This is a genomic window from Shewanella sp. NKUCC05_KAH (assembly GCF_019345585.1).
GTDB lineage: Bacteria > Pseudomonadota > Gammaproteobacteria > Enterobacterales > Shewanellaceae > Shewanella > Shewanella oncorhynchi.
The window spans coordinates 403,947-427,727 of the sequence record NZ_JAHKQZ010000001.1; the positions used below are offsets into that span (position 1 = coordinate 403,947).

General features: G+C 45.9%; 19 protein-coding genes and 1 pseudogene. 11 read left to right on the top strand and 9 right to left on the bottom strand.

Features of this window, described 5'->3' with window-relative positions; all coding sequences use genetic code 11:
* Window positions 1-12 precede the first annotated feature (12 nt).
* Complete coding sequence (locus KO533_RS01715; protein ID WP_219252626.1) at window positions 13-3,264, top strand: efflux RND transporter permease subunit; 3,252 nt, start codon at window positions 13-15, stop codon at window positions 3,262-3,264.
* Window positions 3,261-6,308: an efflux RND transporter permease subunit gene (locus tag KO533_RS01720; RefSeq protein ID WP_219252627.1), complete on the top strand. Its 3,048-nt coding sequence runs from the start codon at window positions 3,261-3,263 to the stop codon at window positions 6,306-6,308. The genes KO533_RS01715 and KO533_RS01720 overlap by 4 nt, the downstream gene beginning before the upstream one ends.
* A 125-nt stretch (window positions 6,309-6,433) precedes the next feature.
* On the opposite strand, the gene yqfB is transcribed toward KO533_RS01720, so the two are convergent.
* The gene (gene yqfB / locus KO533_RS01725; RefSeq protein ID WP_113940516.1) at window positions 6,434-6,751 is read right to left on the bottom strand and encodes a N(4)-acetylcytidine aminohydrolase; all 318 of its coding nucleotides are present in this window, start codon (window positions 6,749-6,751) and stop codon (window positions 6,434-6,436) included.
* A 338-nt stretch (window positions 6,752-7,089) separates the two neighbouring features.
* Between yqfB and KO533_RS01730 the strand changes: the two genes are divergently transcribed.
* Window positions 7,090-7,287, top strand: coding sequence for a DUF2986 domain-containing protein (locus KO533_RS01730; protein WP_028759693.1), 198 nt, complete (start codon window positions 7,090-7,092; stop codon window positions 7,285-7,287).
* Window positions 7,288-7,528: 241 nt separating this feature from the next.
* Here KO533_RS01730 and KO533_RS01735 read toward each other — a convergent pair whose 3' ends face one another.
* The gene (locus tag KO533_RS01735) at window positions 7,529-9,070 is read right to left on the bottom strand and encodes an MATE family efflux transporter (protein WP_219252630.1); all 1,542 of its coding nucleotides are present in this window, start codon (window positions 9,068-9,070) and stop codon (window positions 7,529-7,531) included.
* A gap of 44 nt (window positions 9,071-9,114) precedes the next feature.
* On the bottom strand, window positions 9,115-9,972 hold the full coding sequence (locus KO533_RS01740) for an ion transporter (protein WP_028759691.1): 858 nt from the start codon (window positions 9,970-9,972) through the stop codon (window positions 9,115-9,117).
* Window positions 9,973-10,144: 172 nt separating this feature from the next.
* Between KO533_RS01740 and KO533_RS01745 the strand changes: the two genes are divergently transcribed.
* From KO533_RS01745 to KO533_RS01755, 3 genes are all read left to right on the top strand, one after another.
* The gene (locus tag KO533_RS01745; RefSeq protein WP_028759690.1) at window positions 10,145-10,657 is read left to right on the top strand and encodes a L,D-transpeptidase family protein; all 513 of its coding nucleotides are present in this window, start codon (window positions 10,145-10,147) and stop codon (window positions 10,655-10,657) included.
* Between the two features lie 175 nt (window positions 10,658-10,832).
* Window positions 10,833-11,516: a VOC family protein gene (locus KO533_RS01750; RefSeq protein ID WP_219252631.1), complete on the top strand. Its 684-nt coding sequence runs from the start codon at window positions 10,833-10,835 to the stop codon at window positions 11,514-11,516.
* Between the two features lie 292 nt (window positions 11,517-11,808).
* Window positions 11,809-12,069, top strand: a complete 261-nt coding sequence (locus KO533_RS01755) for a DUF5062 family protein (protein ID WP_006081993.1) — start codon at window positions 11,809-11,811, stop codon at window positions 12,067-12,069.
* A gap of 154 nt (window positions 12,070-12,223) precedes the next feature.
* Here KO533_RS01755 and KO533_RS01760 read toward each other — a convergent pair whose 3' ends face one another.
* The gene (locus KO533_RS01760; RefSeq protein ID WP_249195635.1) at window positions 12,224-13,144 is read right to left on the bottom strand and encodes a M23 family metallopeptidase; all 921 of its coding nucleotides are present in this window, start codon (window positions 13,142-13,144) and stop codon (window positions 12,224-12,226) included.
* 316 nt (window positions 13,145-13,460) lie between these two features.
* On the bottom strand, window positions 13,461-14,333 hold the full coding sequence (locus tag KO533_RS01765; RefSeq protein ID WP_028759687.1) for a 6-carboxytetrahydropterin synthase: 873 nt from the start codon (window positions 14,331-14,333) through the stop codon (window positions 13,461-13,463).
* A gap of 482 nt (window positions 14,334-14,815) precedes the next feature.
* On the opposite strand from KO533_RS01765, the gene KO533_RS01770 reads away from it, so the two are divergent.
* Window positions 14,816-15,814: a cytochrome-c peroxidase gene (locus KO533_RS01770; RefSeq protein WP_219252633.1), complete on the top strand. Its 999-nt coding sequence runs from the start codon at window positions 14,816-14,818 to the stop codon at window positions 15,812-15,814.
* A gap of 156 nt (window positions 15,815-15,970) precedes the next feature.
* Here the strand turns inward: KO533_RS01770 and yejK are convergent, their stop codons facing one another.
* A complete protein-coding gene (yejK, locus tag KO533_RS01775) occupies window positions 15,971-16,999 on the bottom strand; it encodes a nucleoid-associated protein YejK (protein ID WP_006081997.1) in 1,029 nt (342 codons plus the stop codon).
* A 77-nt stretch (window positions 17,000-17,076) separates the two neighbouring features.
* Between yejK and KO533_RS01780 the strand changes: the two genes are divergently transcribed.
* Both KO533_RS01780 and KO533_RS01785 read left to right on the top strand, forming a co-directional pair.
* Window positions 17,077-17,295: a YejL family protein gene (locus tag KO533_RS01780; RefSeq protein WP_011847036.1), complete on the top strand. Its 219-nt coding sequence runs from the start codon at window positions 17,077-17,079 to the stop codon at window positions 17,293-17,295.
* Between the two features lie 66 nt (window positions 17,296-17,361).
* Window positions 17,362-19,149: a DUF3413 domain-containing protein gene (locus KO533_RS01785; protein WP_219252634.1), complete on the top strand. Its 1,788-nt coding sequence runs from the start codon at window positions 17,362-17,364 to the stop codon at window positions 19,147-19,149.
* Window positions 19,150-19,388: 239 nt separating this feature from the next.
* Here the strand turns inward: KO533_RS01785 and KO533_RS01790 are convergent, their stop codons facing one another.
* Window positions 19,389-20,495: an NADH:flavin oxidoreductase/NADH oxidase gene (locus tag KO533_RS01790; protein WP_028759684.1), complete on the bottom strand. Its 1,107-nt coding sequence runs from the start codon at window positions 20,493-20,495 to the stop codon at window positions 19,389-19,391.
* Between the two features lie 117 nt (window positions 20,496-20,612).
* Here KO533_RS01790 and KO533_RS01795 point away from each other — a divergent pair, with 117 nt between their 5' ends.
* The gene (locus tag KO533_RS01795) at window positions 20,613-21,479 is read left to right on the top strand and encodes a LysR family transcriptional regulator (RefSeq protein WP_028759683.1); all 867 of its coding nucleotides are present in this window, start codon (window positions 20,613-20,615) and stop codon (window positions 21,477-21,479) included.
* 84 nt (window positions 21,480-21,563) lie between these two features.
* Here the strand turns inward: KO533_RS01795 and trmY are convergent, their stop codons facing one another.
* On the bottom strand, window positions 21,564-22,160 hold the full coding sequence (trmY, locus tag KO533_RS01800; protein ID WP_219252635.1) for a tRNA (pseudouridine(54)-N(1))-methyltransferase TrmY: 597 nt from the start codon (window positions 22,158-22,160) through the stop codon (window positions 21,564-21,566).
* A gap of 636 nt (window positions 22,161-22,796) precedes the next feature.
* Complete coding sequence (locus KO533_RS22590) at window positions 22,797-23,057, bottom strand: ATP-binding protein (RefSeq protein ID WP_275956775.1); 261 nt, start codon at window positions 23,055-23,057, stop codon at window positions 22,797-22,799.
* 214 nt (window positions 23,058-23,271) lie between these two features.
* On the opposite strand from KO533_RS22590, the pseudogene KO533_RS01810 reads away from it, so the two are divergent.
* Window positions 23,272-23,610, top strand: a pseudogene (locus KO533_RS01810) (efflux RND transporter permease subunit); the annotation flags it as partial.
* Window positions 23,611-23,781: the final 171 nt, after the last annotated feature.

Sequence of the window (23,781 nt, forward strand, 5' to 3'; positions counted from 1 at the left end):
TAGGAGCCTTTCATGTCAATTATCAGCACTTCCGTTAAACGGCCAGTCACGGTATGGATGTTCATGCTGGCAGTGATTTTATTCGGTATGGTGGGATTTTCCCGCCTAGCGGTGAAGTTACTGCCAGACTTAAGCTATCCCACGTTAACCATTCGCACTATGTATGACGGTGCGGCGCCAGTAGAAGTTGAACAGCTCGTCTCTAAACCGATTGAAGAAGCCGTTGGCGTGGTCAAAGGCTTACGTAAAATCAGCTCTATTTCGCGCTCCGGCATGTCAGATGTGGTGCTTGAGTTTGAATGGGGCACAACAATGGATATGGCGAGTTTAGATGTACGTGAAAAACTCGACACTATCGCTCTGCCGCTCGATGTAAAAAAGCCCTTATTACTTCGTTTTAACCCCAATCTCGACCCCATTATGCGTCTTGCGCTGTCGGTGCCAAATGCATCTGAAGCCGATCTCAAACAAATGCGCACCTATGCAGAGGAAGAGCTTAAGCGTCGTTTAGAGGCGCTATCTGGGGTCGCCGCAGTGCGTTTATCTGGCGGCCTAGAGCAAGAAGTGCATATTCAGCTCAATCAAGAAAAACTGTCGCAGCTCAATCTCAATGCCGATGATATTAAACGTCGTATTAATGAGGAAAACATCAACCTCTCTGCGGGTAAAGTGATCCAAGGTGATCGCGAATACTTAGTACGAACGCTAAACCAATTCAACTCATTAGATGAACTCGGCCAAGTGATCGTCTATCGCGATGAGCAAGCTTTAGTCCGTTTATTCGAAGTTGCTACCATCACAGATGCCTACAAGGAGCGTAGTGACATCACCCGCATCGGCAGTCAAGAATCGATTGAACTGGCCATTTATAAAGAAGGTGATGCAAATACTGTCGCTGTCGCCAAAAAACTGCGCGATGAACTCGTCAAAATCAATCAAGACCCTAAGCAAAATAAGCTCGAAGTGATTTACGATCAGTCTGAGTTTATCGAAAGTGCGGTCAGCGAAGTCACCTCTTCTGCGCTGATGGGCAGCTTGTTATCTATGCTAGTGATTTACCTGTTCTTGCGTAATATCATCCCGACACTGATTATTTCTATCTCGATTCCCTTCTCAGTGATCGCCACCTTTAACATGATGTATTTTGCCGATATTAGCTTAAATATTATGTCATTAGGTGGTATTGCCCTTGCCATCGGTCTCTTGGTCGATAACGCCATTGTGGTATTAGAGAACATAGACCGCTGCCGTAGCGAAGGCATGAGTAAATTAGAAGCCGCTGTGACGGGAACTAAAGAAGTGGCAGGCGCGATTTTTGCCTCAACACTCACCACTCTTGCGGTGTTTGTGCCGCTAGTATTTGTGGATGGGATTGCTGGCGCCCTCTTCTCAGACCAAGCGCTAACGGTCACTTTTGCGCTGTTAGCATCGCTATTAGTCGCGTTAACGTCCATTCCAATGCTGGCATCACGTGAAGGCTTTAAAACCTTACCCGCGCTGATAAAAACGACACCTAAGGATAAACCCACCACTAAAATGGGCAAGCTTAAACACTATAGTGCGACTGTGTTTTCCTTTCCTATTCTATTAATTGTTAGTTACTTACCCAGTGCACTACTGACCTTAGTGTTGATTTTAGGCCGCTTCTTCTCATGGCTTATTGGTCTAGTGATGCGCCCGTTAAGCTCAGCATTTAACTTTGTCTACCACAGTATTGAGAAGGTTTATTACAAGCTTCTGGCCTCGGCGCTGCGCCAACAGAAAGCAACGCTGTTACTCACGATTGCGATAACAGGCGCTTGTATTAGCTTGTTACCGCGACTTGGTATGGAGCTTCTTCCGCCAATGAATCAGGGCGAGTTTTATGTGGAGATCTTGCTACCGCCGGGTACGGCAGTGAGCGAAACCGACAAGATATTACAGCAACTTGCACTGTCCATTAAAGACAGAGCCGAAGTTAAACATGCTTATAGCCAAGCCGGTAGTGGCGGTTTGATGACTTCGGATACTGCCCGCGGGGGTGAAAACTGGGGCCGCTTGCAAGTGGTGCTTAACGACCACAGTGCCTATAACGCAGTCACTCAAGTATTACGTGATACTGCGCGCCGCATTCCTGAACTTGAAGCGAAAATTGAGCAACCTGAGTTATTCAGCTTTAAAACGCCACTGGAGATTGAGCTCACAGGTTACGATTTAAACTTACTCAAACGCAGCGCAGATAGTCTCGTCAAAGCATTATCCGCATCGGAGCGTTTTGCCGACGTGAATACCAGTCTACGTGATGGTCAACCTGAACTAAGTATCCGTTTCGATCATGCAAGGTTAGCGGCCCTAGGAATGGATGCACCAACGGTTGCGAACCGTATTGCCCAACGTGTTGGTGGTACTGTTGCCAGTCAATACACAGTGCGTGACCGTAAGATTGATATTCTGGTGCGCAGTGAACTCGCGGAGCGGGATCAAATCAGCGATATCGACGCCTTAATCATCAATCCGAATAGCAGTCAGCCTATTGCATTAAGCGCAGTTGCAGAAGTTTCATTGCAATTAGGCCCATCTGCGATTAACCGCATCAGCCAACAACGTGTGGCTCTCGTATCAGCTAACCTCGCCTATGGTGATTTAAGCGATGCGGTTGCACAGGCGCAGCAGATACTATCGCAACAAGTGCTACCCGCATCGGTTCAGGCCCGTTTTGGTGGTCAAAATGAGGAAATGGAGCACTCATTCCAATCACTCAAAATTGCCCTTATCTTAGCGATTTTCTTAGTGTATTTAGTCATGGCGAGTCAGTTTGAATCACTATTACATCCCTTGCTTATTCTCTTTGCCGTACCTATGGCATTAGGTGGCAGTGTACTTGGGCTTTATATCACCCAAACTCATTTGAGTGTGGTGGTATTTATTGGCCTTATCATGTTGGCGGGGATCGTCGTGAACAACGCGATTGTGCTTGTGGATCGGATCAATCAACTGCGTAGCGAAGGTGCTCAAAAACTTGATGCCATTCGCGATGCAGCTAAATCGCGCCTACGCCCCATTATGATGACAACCCTCACCACGATCTTAGGCTTATTGCCGATGGCGCTAGGTCTAGGTGATGGCTCAGAGGTGCGCGCACCGATGGCGATTACGGTGATCTTTGGTCTGAGTTTATCAACACTACTGACCTTAATAGTGCTCCCAGTGCTCTATGCCCTATTCGACCGTAAAGAATACGCAGTAACTGGCTCACATGTAAACGTAGAGGAGGCTCGCCCATGAACCTCACCCGTTTAGCCATTAAGCGCCCCGTAACCACCAGCATGTTCTTCTTTGCTATCTTGCTGTTTGGTCTCGCCTCGAGTCGCCTATTACCGCTGGAAATGTTCCCCGGTATTGATATCCCACAGATAGTGGTGGAAGTGCCTTACAAAGGCTCGACCCCAGCTGAAGTGGAGCGCGATATTACCAAAGTGCTGGAGGAATCCCTCGCGACTATGGGGGGGATTGATGAGCTTGAATCAGAATCCTCCCAAGAAGGCGCCGAAATCGAAATCAACATGAAGTGGGGGGAAAACGTTGCCACTAAGAGCTTAGAAGCGCGGGAAAAAATCGATGCAGTGCGGCATTTACTGCCCAAGGATGTGGAGCGGGTCTTTATCCGCCAATTCTCCACCGCCGACATGCCTGTGCTCACCATACGCATCTCAAGTGATCGTGAGCTTTCAGGTGCATTCGATCTACTCGATAAACAGCTCAAGCGTCCGCTTGAACGTGTTGAAGGTGTCTCTAAGGTCAGCCTGTACGGCGTTGAGCAAAAGCAAATTGAGGTACGCATCAATGCCGACCGCCTTGCCGCCAGTGGATTTTCAGCCACAGATTTGCAACAACGTCTCGGCAGAGAGAACTTTGTGCTGAGCGCAGGTACACTCAGGGCCAGTAATATCGTTTATCAAGTTTCACCTAAGGGTGAGTTTAGAAACCTTGAAGATATCAAAGCACTAGTACTGATCCCCGGATTGACCTTAGGCAATATCGCCGATGTGCAATTTGCCCTACCTGAACGTATCGAAGGTCGACATTTAGATAAGCACTATGCCGTGGGTTTGGATGTGTTTAAGGAATCTGGCGCTAACTTAGTCGAAGTGTCAGACCGTGTAATGAAGGTAATTGAGCTTGCGAAGCAAGACCAACAGTTCCAAGGTATTCGTCTATTTATCATGGAAGATCAAGCCTCTGGAGTAAAATCTTCACTAATGGATTTGCTGCTTTCAGGGTTAATCGGTGCACTGCTGTCCTTTGTGGTGCTGTACTTATTCCTGCGTAATTTGAAAATAACTTTAGTGGTTGTGTCATCCGTGCCTATTTCAATCGGTATGACGCTCGCCGCTATGTATCTACTCGGCTACAGCTTGAATATCCTGTCTATGATGGGACTCCTGCTTGCCGTCGGTATGTTGATTGATAATGCTGTAGTTGTCACTGAGAGCGTACTGCAGGAAAAACAAGGTAAACACCCTAAGGACAATGAAGAGTCTGTCATGACGGGGGTCGATAAAGTGTCTCTGGCGGTATTGGCAGGCACAATGACAACCGCCATTGTATTTTTACCTAATATTTTTGGCGTAAAAGTCGAGATCACCATTTTTCTAGAGCATGTTGCTATTGCGATTTGTATTTCACTCGCCGCGTCGCTATTGGTCGCAAAAACCTTAATCCCTTTGATGTTGACTAAGCTCCACTTCGACATCGCCCCCGAAAAGGATGGGGGTAAATTACAGCGTTTCTACAACAATAGCCTAGATTGGGTATTGCTCAGACCCTGGCGTTCAGGTGTGATTGCTGTAGCGATCCTCGCATCCACCGCCCTGCCGCTATCTATGGTTAAACAGGACCAAGAAGACAGCGAGAGCAATGAGCGAATCTACATTAACTATCAAGTAGAAGGTCGACATAATCTCAATGTTACCGAGGCAATGATCAACCAAATGGAAGAGTATCTTTATAACAATAAAGAGGAATTCCATATTGATTCTGTCTACAGCTATTATGCCTCTGACGATGGCTCATCAGTGATCCTCCTAAAGAAAGATTTGCCTATGTCAGTGGATGAGTTAAAAAAGAAAATCCGTAGTGGCTTCCCTAAGTATTCCATCGCCAAACCGCAATTTGGCTGGGGCAATGACAACTCTGGCGTGCGAGTCACACTGACAGGACGTTCAACCTCTGAGCTGATTAACTTGAGCGAGCAAGTTATTCCTTTGTTGCAAAATATCAAAGGATTGCAAGATGTTCGCTCCGAGCTTAACGGCGCTCAGCAAGAAGTGATTATCCGCATTGATAGACAAATGGCGGCGCGGTTAGATTTAAAACTCAATGAAATTGCCTCAAGTATCTCCATGGCACTGCGCGGTTCACCGCTACGATCCTTCCGCCACGATCCTAATGGCGAGCTGCGCATCGAAATGGCCTACGAGAAAGAGTGGCAAAAGTCACTTGAGAAACTCAAGCAGTTACCCATAGTACGCCTCGACCAAAGAGTGTACACCTTAGATAATTTGGCGAAGATTGAGATCCAACCCCGCTTCGATACTATCAAACACTTCAATCGCCAAACCTCGCTGTCGATTGGAGCTAACTTAGAAAACCTCACCACAGAAGAGGCGCAAACTAAGATCAAGCAAGTGATGGAAAATATCCGTTTCCCCGATGGTTACGACTATTCACTCCGTGGTGGCTTTGAGCGCCAAGATGAAGATCAGAATGTGATGGTGACTAATATGCTCTTGGCTGTCGCGATGATTTATATTGTTATGGCGGCGTTGTTTGAATCTCTACTGTTACCGACAGCGATTATTACCTCGATCCTATTTTCCATCACAGGTGTATTCTGGGCGCTGTTTATCACAGGCACCCCTATTTCTGTGATGGCAATGATAGGTATCTTGATTTTAATGGGGATAGTGGTGAACAACGGTATCGTTCTGGTGGATCAAATCAATCAGATGACACCGGATCTCGACAAATTGTCTGACACCATTCGGGAGGTGTGTATCACCCGTTTGCGGCCAGTGTTAATGACAGTAGGTACAACAGTACTGGGATTAGTCCCACTGGCGATGGGTGATACCCAAATCGGTGGCGGCGGCCCGCCATATTACCCCATGGCCATCGCCATTATCGGTGGCTTATCGTTCTCGACAGTGACTAGCTTGTACTTAGTCCCCCTGTGCTATCAAGCATTTTATCGGATGCGTCACCGCGCAGCGATTCGCTTAGGCCAAGCCGATCACTTTGCCAAAAAACTGTTACCTTGGACGGTTTAGTTGTCTTGGATAGCTGATGTTCTTGAACAGTTCAGCAATCTTCGACAACTTAATATGCCATTGAATTTGTAATAAAAAGGCTGCTGTGCGGCCTTTTTTGTTTTACAAAATTACGCTCTATACTTTTACTGCGGTAAAACCCTAAACTGGATCATAAACAATTGCTCAAGACCGGGATAAATTTCTGCAATCACATCACGTAGCTGCGGCAACGTCATATTCTCTTGCTTAGCATGAATGTCTGAGAGCTCAGTTAAGGTCACTGGCACGACATCAATAATATGGATATCACAAAACCAGCGGTCGGTTTCGAAGGTTGAAACGGGAAGCGTTTGACCTGCAATCACATGGGATTCCGTTTCATCACGCAATGTAATGGTTTTAGTGCCACTTAATATATCGTGCTCAAAGCGCTCAAAAAAAGTGATTTTAGTTAATAACACACATCTTCCTCGGCTCAGGATATGAGCAATAAAATAACAGTAGAGTTAATTTTTCAAACTCATAATGCTAGGCAATATAATGGCTTTTGATCCACACAGACAGTCTACACCGCAGAATTTGCAGCATTTGTCGTGTGAAATACTAACAGCGCCGTTTAAGTCAAATTGTTATGCTAACGCCATTTAGCAAAACTAGTTCCCAAAGAGTAGCCGTTGTTTTCGACAAAATTCAGCAAAACATGGTCAGTTCGCTCAGATTGAGTTAGAATCCCGCCTCAATTGAGCCCTTGGCCTCATATTCCTGCGCGTAGCGGGTGCGAAACGAAATTAGAGACGTCATGAACAAGAAACAAAAGATCATCAAGAAAATAGCTAAACGCGCTAAGGCCAGACTGAATAAAGTCGACCCAGTGACTATCGGCTCACCTGCAAAATCAGGTTACATCTCTAAGGCTGATCGCGCAAAAATGGCGGCATCTGAAGCCGCGACTGAACAAGTCGAAGGCCAACAAGACACGCCAAGTATTGAAGAATAAGCAGTAACGAAGAATAAGAAGTTCAGCAGAATAGTCTTTTAGCGGCGTATTTTGGCATTGTTAGCTTAATTAAATGAAGTGCAAACGCCGTTTCAAACAAAATGCCACAAGCAATCTTGTGGCATTTTGTTTTTCAGCATTCCTATCATTAAGCTTTCTGACTGCTCCTCATTATTAAGAGCTCATCTTTATCTGCGTTCTTGCCCACAGCTTCTACACGGCGCAGCTAAGCCACATAACGTCAATTAGGCTTTTTACCCTCGTCTAAATAGGGTAATACGGGCTCATTCTCTTGCTCCTCCGTTAATTGCGCCATCTGCACGCACGAGGATGAAAGCGGATTGGTCGCACTCGGTAAGTTCTGTGCAACACAATTAGCGATTTCCTCTTCCTCACTCAGTACAACATTACGGGGGATAGCATTCGCAGCATCAAGATTAGGCGCGGCTGAAAACTGTGCCTGCGCCGCCACTTTATCCACTAAACGATAGGCAACCCACACACCTAATGTACCAAACAAGATAGACCCTAAAATTTGCCCAATCAGTACACCGTAAACACCGCCCCAAAGTGCACCAAAATACACAAAAGGCACAGTGCCTAAAGTGGCTTTACCTACGTTAAATAGCGTGGAATATTTGGCCTTGCCAAGGTTATTAAAGGACGCATTCGCCACGAATAAAATCCCCGAAAAGATAAAGAATACTGCGATATAACTGCAGAAAAAGTGAATAAGATCAGCGCTGTCACCCTTCATATCAAACACACTGACCAAATGTGACTTAAGCATAAACAGCAGCAAAGACATTACCAGCACATATACAGTACAAAACTGAATCGCCCGCGTTAAACTCTCACGTACTCGGTCAAATTGACCTGCGCCAAAGTTTTGCCCAACAATAGGTCCAATCGCGCCGGACAGTGCAAAGATCATCCCAAAAGCCACAGGGATTAAACGCCCCAATACTGCCCAGCCTGCCACATAAGCATCACCGAAATCGGCGATCGCTCGGGTCACAAAGGCATTTCCGATGGGAGTTGCCACATTGGTTAACATCGCAGGGCCTGCAATGGCAAAGATGGGCTTAAGATCGGCGACAAAATGTGCCTTATCAAAATGGCCTAACAACTTATGCTTAACCACCACACCGCGAGCGGCAATCACAAATACCGCCACCCGCGCTAAAACGGATGCCAATGCAGCGCCTTCAATCCCCATGGCGAACATGAAGATAAAAATCGGATCGAGTACAGCATTAACGCCGCCCCCCGCTAAGGTCGACATCATAGATAACTTTGCATCACCCACGGCGCGCAAAGCCCCGCCGAGCGCCATCGCAAGACAGATAAAAGGCAAGGAAGGCACGAGAATATACAAATAGCTGGCAGCAAGCTCTGCCGTATGACCATTCGCGCCCACTAAGGCAACTAGCTCAGGAATGAAGATGGTGACCACAGCCGCCACCAGCACACTGATCAGTGTCGTCACAACCGCGCTATTGAGTAATAAGCGCTTTGCCAACACCACCTCTTTTGCGCCAATCGAGCGAGACACTAAAGCCCCTAATGCAATCGATAAACCAATTCCAATCGATGTGGTAAAAAACGAAATACTCCCCGCATAGCCCACAGCCGCCGCAAGTTCATGCTCTCCCAATAGGCTCAGGAAAAAGATATCCAGTAAATCCACGACAAATAAGGCAGAAATCCCTATCGCGGCGGTCGAACTCATCACTAAGATATGGCGTAATATGGGGCCTTCAACAAACTTGGCTTGCGTCATACGTGTCTTTTACCTACAAAAATAAAAAGTGTTCGCCGAAGTCATCAGGAAACGCCTTTATCAACGGGCACATCTAGGCTATCTAGCTCACATCCACAACGACTACAATACATTGCATCAATATCATGACCTGTCTTATGGCATTGATTGCACGAGCGTAAATCTCGATGGCGCCCTACTTCTTGGGATATCTCGGCGGTTAAAATCCCCGTTGGGATTGCGATAATCGAGTAACCAATCAGCATAGTAAAAGCCGCAATCGCCTGACCTAATCCGGTTTTCGGGGTAATGTCGCCATAACCGACTGTAGTAATAGTCACAATTGTCCAGTACACAGATTTAGGGATTGAACTGAAACCATTATCAGGCCCTTCAACCACATACATTACTGAACTCAGTACCATAACGATCAAACTGACCGAGAAGAAAAACAAAAAAACCTTACGACTCGACTGCATCATCGCCCTAAGTAGAACATTTCCTTCACTCAAATAACGCAGTAATTTGAGTACGCGGAAAATCCTAAACAGCCTAAGTATCCGGATGACTAAGGTAAAGTTAGCACCAGGGATCAGCAACGCCAGATAACTTGGCAATACCGATAACAAATCCACTAAACCATAAAAGCTGCGAGCATATAACACAGGATGAGTCGCGCAGTACAAACGTAGGCCATATTCAATCGTAAAAATAATGGTGAATACCCATTCCAACACAGAAATAAGCTGGCCGTATTCGCGATGGAATATCTCTACTGTGTCGAGGAACACTAAGCCGACACTCAACACAATACACACCATGAGGGCGATATCAAAATAGCGGCCAGCGGGAGTATCAGTGCCAAAAATAATGGTACGTAATTGACGTTTTAACGGGCTTTCGGATTCGATATTCTCAGACATACAAACTTTTACTTCCTTGCAACAAACTGACTAACACAGGGATTACAGCATAAATATGCCACGAGTCTGCCATGCAATTGCACCTAGCTCAAAATTATCTACTCACAGTAGGATAAAATTGCGGTATGATGCCGAAAAAAGCCAACAACCTGTGTTTATTTTCGAGGACTTCATGCGCGCCACCCTACTTTCCACATTGACATCTCTCACTGTGACTATCGCGGCTCTCGTTTCACCCGAATTACATGCCTCTGGCATGGGTAAAGTGGATCTGGTGGTGATCACTAAATCCGAATCCAGTATGGCTTTATTGCGCGATGGCAAAGTGCTCAAACAATATCGTATCGCCATGGGTGACCTACCCGCTGGACACAAATTAAAGGAAGGCGATCAACGCACACCACAGGGGCGTTATACCCTAGATTATAAAAAGCCAGATAGTGCTTATTATAAATCGATCCATATTTCCTATCCTAATGAAGAGGATAAACTCAGAGCCAAAGCCTTAGGCATTAGACCCGGAGGCATGATCATGATCCACGGCCAAAACCCTAAGTCGTCACTGCCGCCAGAACAAGCACAGCAATACAACTGGACTGACGGCTGTATCGCGATTACCAACGCCGAAATGGATGAAGTGTGGAAAGTGGTCGATGAAGGAACACCAATTGAGATTTGGCCGTAACCTTAGCCAATATCCAGATGGCAAAATGCCAAATAGATAATTGAACGATATCAAACACGCCCAGCTTAATGGGCGTTTTTATTTAACCATTAAAAGCATGATGTTAGTTGTAATATTCTCAGTCATTTACTTAAGGGATAAAAACTAACGCCAATAGAAATGCCTTGGAGTATTTATGCCTAAATTCAACGAGCCTGTTGCGCCGCACAGTGCAAACCTCAGCTATGAGCAATTAATCCAAGGCTGGCCAGCCTTTGAAGCACAAATTGTCGCTTTCCTTAAGACCTTAGATTTAACAGATAAAGCACTGTTTTGCGATCACGTGGCATTACGCGTTAACTCTATCGCCAGTGCCAATGCACTGAAAGACGCCTTTAGCCGCATAGGTAAAATCATTTCAGACAACATTATCAATGGCCGTACGATTCTGATCATCGAGCTAGACACGCCACTCACACTCGGTCAATTTAGCATTGCCTGCGTCGAGCTTCCCTATCCTAGTGATAAAGTTTATCCACAGGAAGGCTGGGAGCACATAGAATTAGTTATTGATTCTAAAGCCAAAGATTACAATACCTTGAGCCAAGATTTACTGGTCTTATGTCCAACACTCCGCCCTTTACTCAACCAAGGACTGAGTCCATTGCCGCAATCTGAGCAGACAGCTGAATCAGAGCAGTCAAGATTACCAGACTTGCCATCCCAAGCTGAGATTAAGGTCAAGATGAGCTCGCCCAAAGGCGATAAAGAACGTTTAGCCAATCCAACTATCGCCTTTAAACGCGGCAATGTGTGCATTAAAGTACATCCCCATGGCATAAAAGCGGTCATCGCGAGCGAACAAGTATATGAATGTTAAGTCAGACTTAAACTCAGGCAGATAAAACTGAGCTTAGATTTTCATCGGCACTTGCCTTAGCTAAAACCTACGACAGTACCTGAGTTAACATCTGAGTTGATGACAATTTAATCAGATTCAATATTCTCGTTATTTTTAGGTCAGTTTTTTGGTAGTTTTGTCAAAAATCGCCAAAATTAAATCTAAAAAACAGCATATTTAGCGTAACTTAGGACATATAACTTGCAGATGCCATCAGGCACAAATTATCGTGTCCAGTAGATGGATGCTATGTGCAAACAGAGGAGCGCCAATGAAGCCACACAAGAACGAAGCACAAATATTGAAGTTCGCCATGGAAATCGGCGTGGGCTATGCCAAAAAACGCGGATATGCAGACTTCGACAAAGGCATCTCACCCAAAGACAAAGTGGAATGCATTTATCGTTTATTGGTCACCGACAACTTGATTCAGCCACTGGCCAAAGATAAAGAAGATGGGCCAAACATGAAACACAAACTGATTTTATGGATCACCCGCCAACTGCCTGCTGATCATCCACTGTTGAAGTAATCTTTTTAGACGACTCGGTTAAAAATGATTATTGGCAAGCAGACATTTGAAGCTAGCCTAAAAAGAAGCCAACCCACTAAGTGTTCACGATAAGGATCACCATTAAATGGCGCATCATTGCGCCATTTAAGTGAGCCAGAGTTGAATATCGAACCTAGCCCTTTTTGGCCGCTTTATTGGCCTTCTCATTCGCCAGCACTGTTGCCATTGGCGGCACTATGGTCGTAGGGTCGAGACGCATTTGATACCAGTTCACTCGCCAATCTAAGTGTGGACCATTTGCACGGCCTGTTGCGCCCACCTCTGCAACAGCTTGGCCTTGCTTAACCGCTTCACCCGCGTTGACGTACAGCTTACTCAAGTGCAAAAAACTCGAACTCACGCCATAACCATGGTCGATCACCATAGTCCCGCCCGAATAAAACATGTCAGGCACAGAAAGACTAATAACACCATCGGCGGGTGCTACCACGACAGTGCCGGTTTTCGCCGCCACATCCACCCCAAAGTGTGGATTACCGGGTACATCGTTATAAATACGTTGGCTACCATAAACCCCGGAAATACGCCCCGTCAGCGGCCAAATAAACGCCTGTAAAAATGCAGTTTGCTCACTAAATGTTGCCCGTGCCGCTTTCACCTGCGCCGTGTCTTTCGCCGCTCTTTCCTGCGCGACAGGATCGGGCTTCATAATCTTCGAGCTAATGCCCTTTACACTTTGAATGTCGTACTCTCGCTTGGTTAAGGTTAAAGGCTTAACCTCAGTCAAACCATCGGGATAAACCAAGGTTAGCTGCTGGCTCAGTTCACCGTCGCGATCAAAACCAAAGGCAAAATGGCCGTCTGGCGTGACCTTGATGGCTTCACCATTTAAGCTAATCTGAGTGCCCGCTGGCGCTTGACCCCGCATTAATGCGCCTTGCTCTAACTTACCCTGTAAACTCACCTCAGCTTGTACCTGAGGCGCAATGAGCACTAGGCCCAAAGTGAATAATGCCGATAAGCAGCGCACTGGATTTGAACTTAGGGGGGCTCCACCGTGAGATAAAAATTGCGATACTTTATTTCCCAACATCTTATTATTTTCCAGCATCTTAGTTTCCAATATCCTAGTTTCCAACATCTTCAAAAAATACTTATCGATGGGCAATAGGGATCAAGACCCACTCAATACATTCATCGCGACAAAAAACGCAGCCGAATTCAATCAATGCCACGTTAACCTAACGCACCATAAAAATCGATTCTGCAAACCCACATCCCTGTCGTAATCTCAGTTCAGCCTATGCTAAAAACACACAAAAAAGCCCCGATAATCTACCGAGGCCTATTAAATCCGTGATTAAAAGGTGAATAGTTTAAGTCCATTCACTTATATCAGCTCGTAGTGCCTATCCCTTAACGACGATCGCGCCCTTGCCAACACCTTCAAACGCCACCACTTTAAACTGACTTCCTGGCACTTTAGCGACTAATGTCGTGGCAATATAATCGGCTAACAACTCAACCGTCGTGTCGTGGGGAATTAAATCACAGCATTCCTTTGGCATTGCCAATTGGAAATCCCCTTGGGGCGCTTGATAGTGAAAACCATAGTGGCTGTCATCGGTTATCCGCGTTTGCGGCGAAAGATTAAGGGTCTTAACTGAAACCAAGTCCTCTTCACTGCCTAAATAAATATCGTGCCAACGTTTGGCCCAATACTCATCCCACTTAGGTGCTGGACTGCCATTTTCATAAACGTGAATAGGACTACGATGCCCATGGGCGATACGCTGACAATTACCATCGTGTTTACGTAAACCATGGCTGTAATGGTAATAAGGCGTATCGAGTATTTCGTGTCTTAAGGTGAGTGTGATCCCTTCGACATTCTTAGGTAAAGCTTCACGCAACGCTTTCTGTAAAAAGGCATTCACGCTGGGAATATCAATCTCTTCGGTCGGCACTAAGGCAAAGGCTTGGGAAGGACAGGCCAAATGAATTTCACCTAGCTGACTATCAAAATCCATCCATACTCTATCGCCCTGCTGTTGCCATCGCACACTGCTGCAGGCCGTAGGCACTAATAAACGATGATCGGCCACCGCATCTATGGTCTGCTTGATCGTACGTTTGACTTTAGCAAAATCGAGTACCATGTTTTGCTCGTCTAATCCGCCCTCTAACAGAACATCAACAATCCAACTCTCCCCCACCATGCCGCGCTTTGGGCACAAATAGGAAAAATCGATCACAGTTAAATCTTTGACAAACAATTGCATTAACGCTCCTCGGCAGAAAAACAGTCCACCTATATAATTTTATAGCACCGCTTGGCGATTGCCGAGCATGCTAACTTGAGGCACTCAACACGAGTTAACTCAACATGAATGGAGATTCTAATCAATTCCGTCTGTTGTCGCGACAAATGAATCCACTCGGCCCAATATTTTGTATCAGATGTTTGTATCAGATGTGTGTATCAGGTAGTCGAAAATCCAGCAATTCGACTCATTGCAACCATCAGGTACCGATAGGCAGAAAGCAACAATGCATCGACCTTATCGATTAACAGATAAAGCCTTAACAGAAACATCACTCAACCTAGCAAAATAACAACGTAAAAACAGCGAATTAGATCGCAAAAGCTTAATCCGCAACAGCGATAGACCCAATCGAAACAAAGCATTATCACTCAGCATCATTAACCGCTAGCATCCCTGTTAAACCATACAAAAACCAAGGTTATACAGGGAGAAATAAGATGACCAAACTTACATCTATCGCCATTTTCATCGCAGGTATGTTAGCCAGTACCCATGCTATCAGTGCAGAACCCATCGAAGTCATTACAGCAGCCAAGATCACTGAGCCTGAAAAAGTTGAATTAGGTAAAATGTTATTCTTCGAACCCAGACTGTCTAAATCTGGCTTTATCTCTTGTAACTCTTGCCATAATTTATCCACTGGTGGTGTCGATGCTCTGCCAACGTCCATTGGTCATCATTGGCAGGAAGGCCCAATTAACTCGCCCACAGTGCTTAATGCCGACTTTATGCTGGCTCAATTTTGGGATGGTCGTGCCAGTGATTTGAAAGAACAAGCCGCGGGCCCTATCGCCAACCCGAAAGAGATGGGCTTTACCCATGAACTCGCAACTGAAACTATCGCCTCTATGCCTGCCTACCGAGCGCACTTCGCCAAGGTCTATGGCGATGAAAAAGTCACAATTGACCGTTTAACCGATGCGATTGCCACCTTTGAAAAAACCTTAGTTACCCCTAATAGCCCCTTCGATCAATTTCTTCTGGGCAAGCAAGAGGCCATAAGCGCGAATGCCAAAGCGGGTTACCAACTCTTCAAGGATAAAGGTTGCGTGAGTTGCCATAACGGCCCCGCTGTCGGTGGAACTATGTATATGAAAATGGGACTCATCAAACCGTTCCACACCAATAACCCAGCAGAAGGTCGTAAGGGCGTCACTGGTAAAGAAGCTGATAAATATGTGTTTAAAGTGCCTACACTACGCAATATTGAACTCACCTATCCCTACTTCCATGATGGCAGCGTCTGGACCTTGGAAGAAGCGGTGAATACCATGGCAGACATTCAATTAGGGCAAAAACTCTCTGACCAAGAAGTGAAAGAAATGGTCGCCTTCCTTGAGTCCTTAACGGGCGATCAGCCGCAAATCACGCTACCTATTTTGCCACCATCGAATAAAGATACGCCACGTCCAGTGCCATTTAGCTCCAATAATTAACATAGGCGACGAGTCACTGACTAAGAAGTACTCACTTAGCTGTACTCACTTAGCATAGACACTAAGTCAGCGCGACTTAGTTAGCAAAAAGGCCGAGAGTAAAAACTCTCGGCCTTTGGTTATTCTTTCGCTTAAAAACGATGGATTAATTAAGTGCTATTCGCCTTTAAGACGACGATCAAGCTGATCTTTTAAGTTTGCTGGCACACCTTTGATTAAAATCGTGTCCGAGATGGGATCGTAAATCACCCGTTGACCTAAGTGGCCGCCATCAAAACTTAACGTTACGCCGCCACCTGTACCAGAAAACTTCTTCAATTGGCGCAGGGTCGATTTATCGGCCGGAAACTCTTCATCGAGATCATAACTGCCGCCACGGGCAAAATCATAGAAGGAGTCCATACCTTGATCGGCTAACTCATCGGCCAAGTCTTTGATCTCAATGTCAGCGCCTTCATCGAAACGCTCACTGCAATATTCAAACACTTTATTACGGCACTGCTGACGCTCGTCTTTCGTCAACTCACTACTGGCAACAAAATCTTCAACCGCATTCATTAAGGTTTTGTTTTGCGCCTTAGTGTTGACGCCTTCTACACAGCCCATAAAGTCGAGGAAAAAGTCGGCGACTTTACGTCCCGCGCGGCCACGGATAAAGGAGATATACTTGCGAGAATCCTTATCGGCTTGCCACTCGGTTAAATCGATACGTGCCGCGAGTTGGATGTTATTTAAATCCAAGTGGTTATTTTGCGACAGTTCCATATCGTCTAATACTGTCATTGACGACTTCGCACTTAATAAAGCCACAAACAAATAATCGCTGGTGATGCTGGTATAGCAAGACATCAACAGGAAACCGCCTTGACTGAAGTCGTACTTTGACAATTCTTCTTGCAGCAATTTACTGGCTTGACCGGAAAACTCCACAAACCCTAAATCGCCGCCACGGTATTGAGTTAGCGCATTGGCAAAAGCAGGATTCGCCTCACCGTCGTCGCCGTGAATACCAAAATAGCCAAAACCTTTACCGGCCTTTCCCGTATATGTCTGATGCAACTCGTCGAGCATCACCTCGACCGCCTGACCGTTCAGCAGAGGTTGAGGACGCAAACGGCAGCGTAATTGCCCCTGACTGTCCTGAGAAATCTCGTGAATAATTGCGTGTTCGATGTTAATACTCATAAGCCCTGATAGTGATACTGGGATAAATCCGCTATTATATGCCGCTAATCCATTCCAAAGTGAAACATTTTTTGATTATGGCAATCCAATCGAAATACTCAAACACCCAAGTTGAATCATTAATCGCCGAAATATTGGCTGTGTTAGAAAAGCATAAAGCACCGACTGACCTGAGCCTGATGGCATTGGGTAACTGCGTGACTAACCTGCTAGAACGTAAAGTGCCCAGCGAATCGCGTCAAGCCGTGGCCGAACAATTTGCAAAAGCACTCGCACAATCGGTTAAATCCCAGTAAGTTAACTGGGTAATAATCATCAAAAGAATATAAGATACAAGGCCTTTTAGGAATAAGCGGATCACTATGGTCGAGCGAAAAAAGCAAATGAGCCGCGATCGGGTTTCCCGGCTCATCAACTGGGGGCATTGGTTCGCCTTCTTCAATGGCTTATTAGCCATGATAGTCGGAAGCCGATACCTTGGCAGCGTGGGTTATCCAGAAACTTGGTATGGCTGGTTTTATCTGAGCGTCAGCACTATTGGTCAGTTTAGCTTTCTCGCCTTTATCGCCTATTTGATCTGCCTATTTCCACTAACCTTGATATTGCCCTATTCAAAGATATTAAGAGGTGTCGCGGCGGTGATCGCGACCCTAAGTCTTTGTATCTTATTGTACGATACCATTGTTTACGCCGATTACGGCATGCACTTGAGCCCCTTCGCCTTCGATTTAGCTTGGGCGGATCTCAATGCCCTGCTCCGTGGTACTTCTTATATCGTCACCCCGTTGGCCATCATCGCCATTGAACTGACCATGGCCAATTTTTTGTGGAAACGCATAGAGAAGATCCAAAAACTCAATTTAGGCAATAAAGTTATCACCTTAGTGTGTATCTGTTTTATCAGCAGCCACTTGATCCACATTTGGGCCGATGCCGCCGATATCACCGAAATTACCCGTTTCGACGATACTTATCCTTTATCTTATCCCGCGACTGCTCGCTCCTTTATGGAAAGTCACGGTATCGATGGTTCATACCAAGGCGATGACGTCAATCACAACACCAGTGTACTCAGCTATCCAGAGCAGCCACTCACCTGCCAAGCCGACACGAAAATCAACGTGTTGATGATTACCATCGACAGTTTGCGGGCGGATATGGTCGACGGTAAAAGCATGCCATTCCTACAACAATACACTGAAAATAATCAATCTTTTACCCAGCATTTCAGCGGCGGCAACCAATTTAGAACAGGCATGTTTTCGCTACTCTATGGCCTGCAAGGCAGTTATGGCGATGCGCGAATTTTTAATAGCACCAGTCCTTTACTGACCAGAAGTTTTCAACAAGCAGGCTATGAATTGGGGCTTTTCCTCCCTGAAACCAATCTCAATTTGCGTTCATCACAGGCGATGTTTAATGACTTTAATCCTGTCGTAGCCAAAGAAACCAATGGCAGCGCCGATGCCGATTTGCACACAGTGGCCAGTTTTAACGAGTGGCACAGCATCCAACATAAACCTTGGTTGGCGCTCGTTAACTTAAAAGCGCCAGAAAATTTTGATACTCCCGTAGGTTTTCTGGGTATCGAAACAGTGAAAGCCGATACCGACCTTATGCCAGCGCAAAAAGTATTGTTTAATCAATATCGCCAATCTCTGTATTTTGTCGATCAACAACTCAAGGCGATGCTGGCCAATGTGTCCAACGACACCTTAGTGATTATCACTGGGGTCAATGGCAAAATGTTCACCAGCAATAGTGATGAAGCTAATCGCAACCTGTCACCACAGAGTGTCAAAGTGCCATTAGTGATCCACTGGCCGAATACGGGTGCTTCTAAGGTCAAATACCGCACCAGCCATTACGGCATTGCGCCGACTTTAATGACCCACGTGCTAGGTTGCACCAATAACACGACAGATTACAGCGCTGGCCGCAGCCTATTACAACCTGACAAAGAAACGTGGATCTATATAGGTGATAGCCGTATTTTTGCTATCTATCAAGAAGCAGAAGTGACAGTGATTGACCGCCACGGTAAATATCGTATTTACGATGAAAACTATGAACATAGGCTCAATAAAAAAATGAGCGCGCCTGAATTGATTGAAGTGATGCGTGAAGGTCGACGTTTCTATAACCACTGAGCTTCATCATCTTAGTTAAGAAAGCCCCATTCCTACAGGATTGGGGCTTTTTTATTCCCTGGCGACTGGATGAATACGAAATGCACGAAGCTTGGATTTAACTGCGTGGGGCTGCGTGGCCATTATCTTGAAGCTAGTCTCTTATGATGGACCTTACCTGCCACTAAAGCCAAAAGCCGCTATCGCTAGATAACGGCTTTTTAAGGCTTAGGTTTAAATCAACTCAAGTCACTCTACAATCAATCGGCTTTAACCGTAGAGTAGCGTGCTAACCAATGGGCGTAAGAAGCGGGTAATACCCAAGATGGGCGCGCAATTTTCAAGGTTTGCGCCGCTTGATATGGCCAATGTGGATTCGCTAAAAACGCTTTACCTATCATCACTAAATCCATTTGTTCATCTTCAATGGCCGCATTGGCTTGATGTGGATCATCCATACCCCAAGAAGTCGCAACGGGGAACCCCACTTCTTGACGAACCCGCGCTGCAATAGGCGCCAAAAATGCAGGACTCCATGGAATATTTGCCGTTGGGGTCGAGAAGCAAATGCTGACGTTTAACATATCGAGCCCCGCTTGCTTAAATTGCTTCACCAAGGTTATCGATTCCGTCAGTGTTTCTTCATCTTTATGGTCGAATTCAATCACGCCAAATCGCGCCGTTAAGGGTAAATGCGATGGCCAAACGTCTCTTACCGCGGCAATGGTTTCTAACAAAAAGCGCCCCCGCCCTTCGGCACTGCCACCATATTGGTCGGTGCGTTGATTGGCATAGGTTGAAAAGAAACTTTGGGCTAAATAACCGTGGGCGAAATGCAGTTCTAACCATTCAAATCCTGCCGCTAAGGCACGCTTTGCTGCCGCCACAAAGTCGGCTTTAACCCGCTCAATGTCCTCAATCGTCATAGCGGTAGGCACTTTAGGTAAGTTTGCGCCAAATGCGACAGCTGATGGTGCAATCGGTTGCCAACCTCGCGTGTCATCATCAGCAATATGGTCATCCCCTTCCCACGGGATATTGGCACTCGCTTTACGGCCTGCATGACCAATCTGAATGCCTGCAACAGCACCCGCATTTTTAATCGCACTAGCCACTTTTGCTAAGCCTTGTGCTTGTTCGTCATTCCATAACCCAAGGCATTTGGGGGTGATACGGCCTTCAGGAGAAACCGCAGTGGCTTCAACCACAACAAGACCGGCACCGCCACGGGCAAGGCTAGTGTAATGCACCTGATGCCAGTCGTTGATGAGTCCATCAGTGGCTTGGTATTGGCACATGGGCGCAACGGCAATACGATTTTTGAGGGTAATGTCTTTAAGTTTAAAGGATGAAAATAGATCGGCCATGGTGTTTCCTGTGTCTATTAAGATCAAAAGGTATTTGAATACTGAATGACGACAGACTAGTCTTATCGTGCCATAATTAAAAGCACATACAGATTATAGATTTGATAAATTTTACTTATGATAAATCCACAGTGGTTACACACCTTTAGCGTGCTAGTCGAGAAAGGCAATTTCACCCGCACCGCCGAAGCCATAGGTATCACCCAAGCGGCCGTGAGTCAGCATATCAGTCGCTTAGAAGAAACCTACGGCACACTGTTTTTACGCCGCACCCGCCAGCTTGAAATCACTCCCATAGGGGAAAACCTGCTGACCTACGTTAAAGAAGTTGAATGCGCGCAAAAACGCCTACAACAGAAACTTATCCATGATGACGCCAATGCCGGTGATATTAGCCTTATCACTCCAGGTAGCATTGGTTTAACGCTTTTTCCATTATTAATCGAATTACAACAAGCCTTTCCGGCGTTAAGCATTCGCCACCGTTTTGCACCTGACAGTGAGATAGTGGCCTCAGTGTTGGCCAATGAACATGAAATCGGCATGGTAACCTTAAAACCTTCCGATCCTCGTATTCACAGCACACATTTTACCGAAGAGCCGCTTGAACTTGTGGTACCGGCGAGCCATAAGCAACATGAATGGACTGATTTACAACGGCTAGGGTTTATCTCCCATCCCGATGGTGAGGCTATGGCGACTCGGCTGCTTAGCCGTAAATATCCAACCCATCCCGGCATTCAAGAGATCCCCTGCAAGGGATTTACCAACCAAATCAGCCTCATTCTCGAGCCTGTCGCAAAAGGGCTAGGATTTACGGTTATACCGCAATACGCCCGCAAAGCCTTTGAACGACAAGAAGATATCTATGTTGTGGAATGTGGCAGCCAAGTTGTAGACACCATTTGGCTTATCCACCGCGCGGAATGGCCCTTGTCACGCAGAGCCCAAAAAGCGATCACATTTTTAAAGGGGAAAATATAAAACCCCATTAAAAAATGGGGTTCGACACACAAGTTGCGACACAAGGATAGTCAGCGTTAGCAACGGATACATAAGACTCAGAGGCTATTGATTAATATCCAATTCATTATGGATCAATACCACGCACTGGGAAGCAAACAACATCTTAGGCCCTAGGCTAATCTTTTGCGCGCCGAGTCGTTTCAAGGTATTAAAACTTTTCTTCGGCATAGGAATATGATCGGTCAGCAAAAAGCACGGATTCCCCACAAACTCTTGCTCACGGATTGAAGTGCCCTTCTTATCCATCATAAACAATTGATAATCCACCGCGAGGTCCTGCACCAGCTTTTCAAAACTGATGGTACTGACACTGATACCCTCATCAACAACACGGGTTTGCTCCTTCGTCATGCCCCGAGAAATATCTAAGGCTTTGGCAATTTTAATGAGCAAAGCTTGCTCGTGAAAACCACCAATATGGCAAATATTTCGAGTATCGAAGCAAATAGTGCGGGAAAAATCATGGGTACTTTCTAGCACCAAATAAACGACAACATCGTTTCGATGGGACTGAGCCACAAAGATAGTGTTCATCAGGGTATGAGCTAAAATCTCGGTATGCGCCTCTTGGCCGACAGAAGCCAAAAACAACTGACTGTCAGTAGGTGCTGATCTTGCTCGTAAAACAAACGCGCGCATAGGTAAATGTCCTACTCAATAATGTCTTAAATGCTAAATGGCGGATGCATATAATTTGTGAAATTGACGATTTCGCCTTGAAAATTTTTGCCTTTTGCCTTTTGCCTTTTGCCTTTTGCCTTTTGCTGTGCCAAAGCCAGCCTAATCACTCGAACTTGAACCTTAGTCGCTAGCAGCGTTAGTCATATCGGCAGCGAAAAGGTATAAAAAACAAAACCCGTATAGCAATGCTAACACGGGGTTTTGTTTTACTTAACTGCTGGTTATTTTAATGATTAAAACAAACTAACAATTAAGCATCTAATTTGGTCGGTATGAGAAGATTCGAACTTCCCCCCCTGACACTCTATAACAGTGAACAGTTTAATCATAACCTGCTAAATTTAAACATAAATCATGTAATTTTGCACGTTTTAATTAGCTCAACAATTTATGTACACTTACACGTAAATGCGATATCAAGGCTACAAGTACAACAAATTGAGAGTATTCAAACAAAATAACATCCCATTAGTTGTAATCAATATCGGATAACAACCAAAGGGATCTAGGGAATACCTACAATCCCTGCATTTTCCCGATTCAGCAATGTGCTCTGGCGTGGTGACCGTACGTGCAGGAATCACCAGGACATAGTTAAGGAGGTCCTAAACCAGCTTTAACTGGCCAAGAAAGAACGAATATTGTTCCTCCACGACCCGATGGCTGGCAAACCACGTGGCAGCCGTGAGCTTCAGCAATTGTTTTAACCACTGCGAGGCCAAGCCCACTGCCACCACTTTTTCGAGAGCGAGACGGATCAACTCGGCGAAATGCCTCGAATATGTAGCTTGCTGCTTCATCAGGAATTCCAGGGCCTTCATCTTCTACGGTTAGATAACAACTTGCCCCGAGCAGTAGAGTTGCACAGTCAAAGTGCCAGGTTCTGCATGCTGGCGCGTATTTTGAACTCGGTCAAGGTCAGATCCAGTGCCTCCTGCTGACCGTTACAGATTACGCTAGCCTCGTGACTGTCTAAATCGATTTGGAACGGACCAACGCGCAACATTTGGGTATTTATGAGCGTGTTAGTGCGGGCGCGTCGCAATACCGCCTGCACCCTAGCCACCACCTCGGCCTATCGGCAAAAAATGCTATCCTCATCGTCGAGTTCGCCCGCCAATTGCATGCCGAGGACCATACGCTGATAGATGTTGCAGTGACCGCAGCACGCCTGCGTCTACGGCCAATTCTGATGACCTCATTGGCATTTACTCTCGGAGTGGTACCCTTAATGCTTGCGAGCGGTGCCAGCGCCGAAACTCAGCATGCAATCGGTACTGGCGTATTCGGTGGCATGCTCAGTGGTACCTTGCTGGCAATATTCTTCGTACCGGCGTTTTTTGTCTTTGTCATCGGCACACAAGAGCGCTTGAGTGCCTGGCTTGCGCGGCATAATACTGCCAAATAGCCTCACCCGCTTTGATGCTCTGTAGGAAAGTCTACCAACACAATCCTATTGAGCATTAAAGCTGATCAATATATGTGTAATAATTTTAAACGCTGGAAATGTAGGTTCAGTGATAGTAATCGTTACTGCGTATCCGGCTTAAGGTTCCGACGTTCAAATCTGTAATTGGTT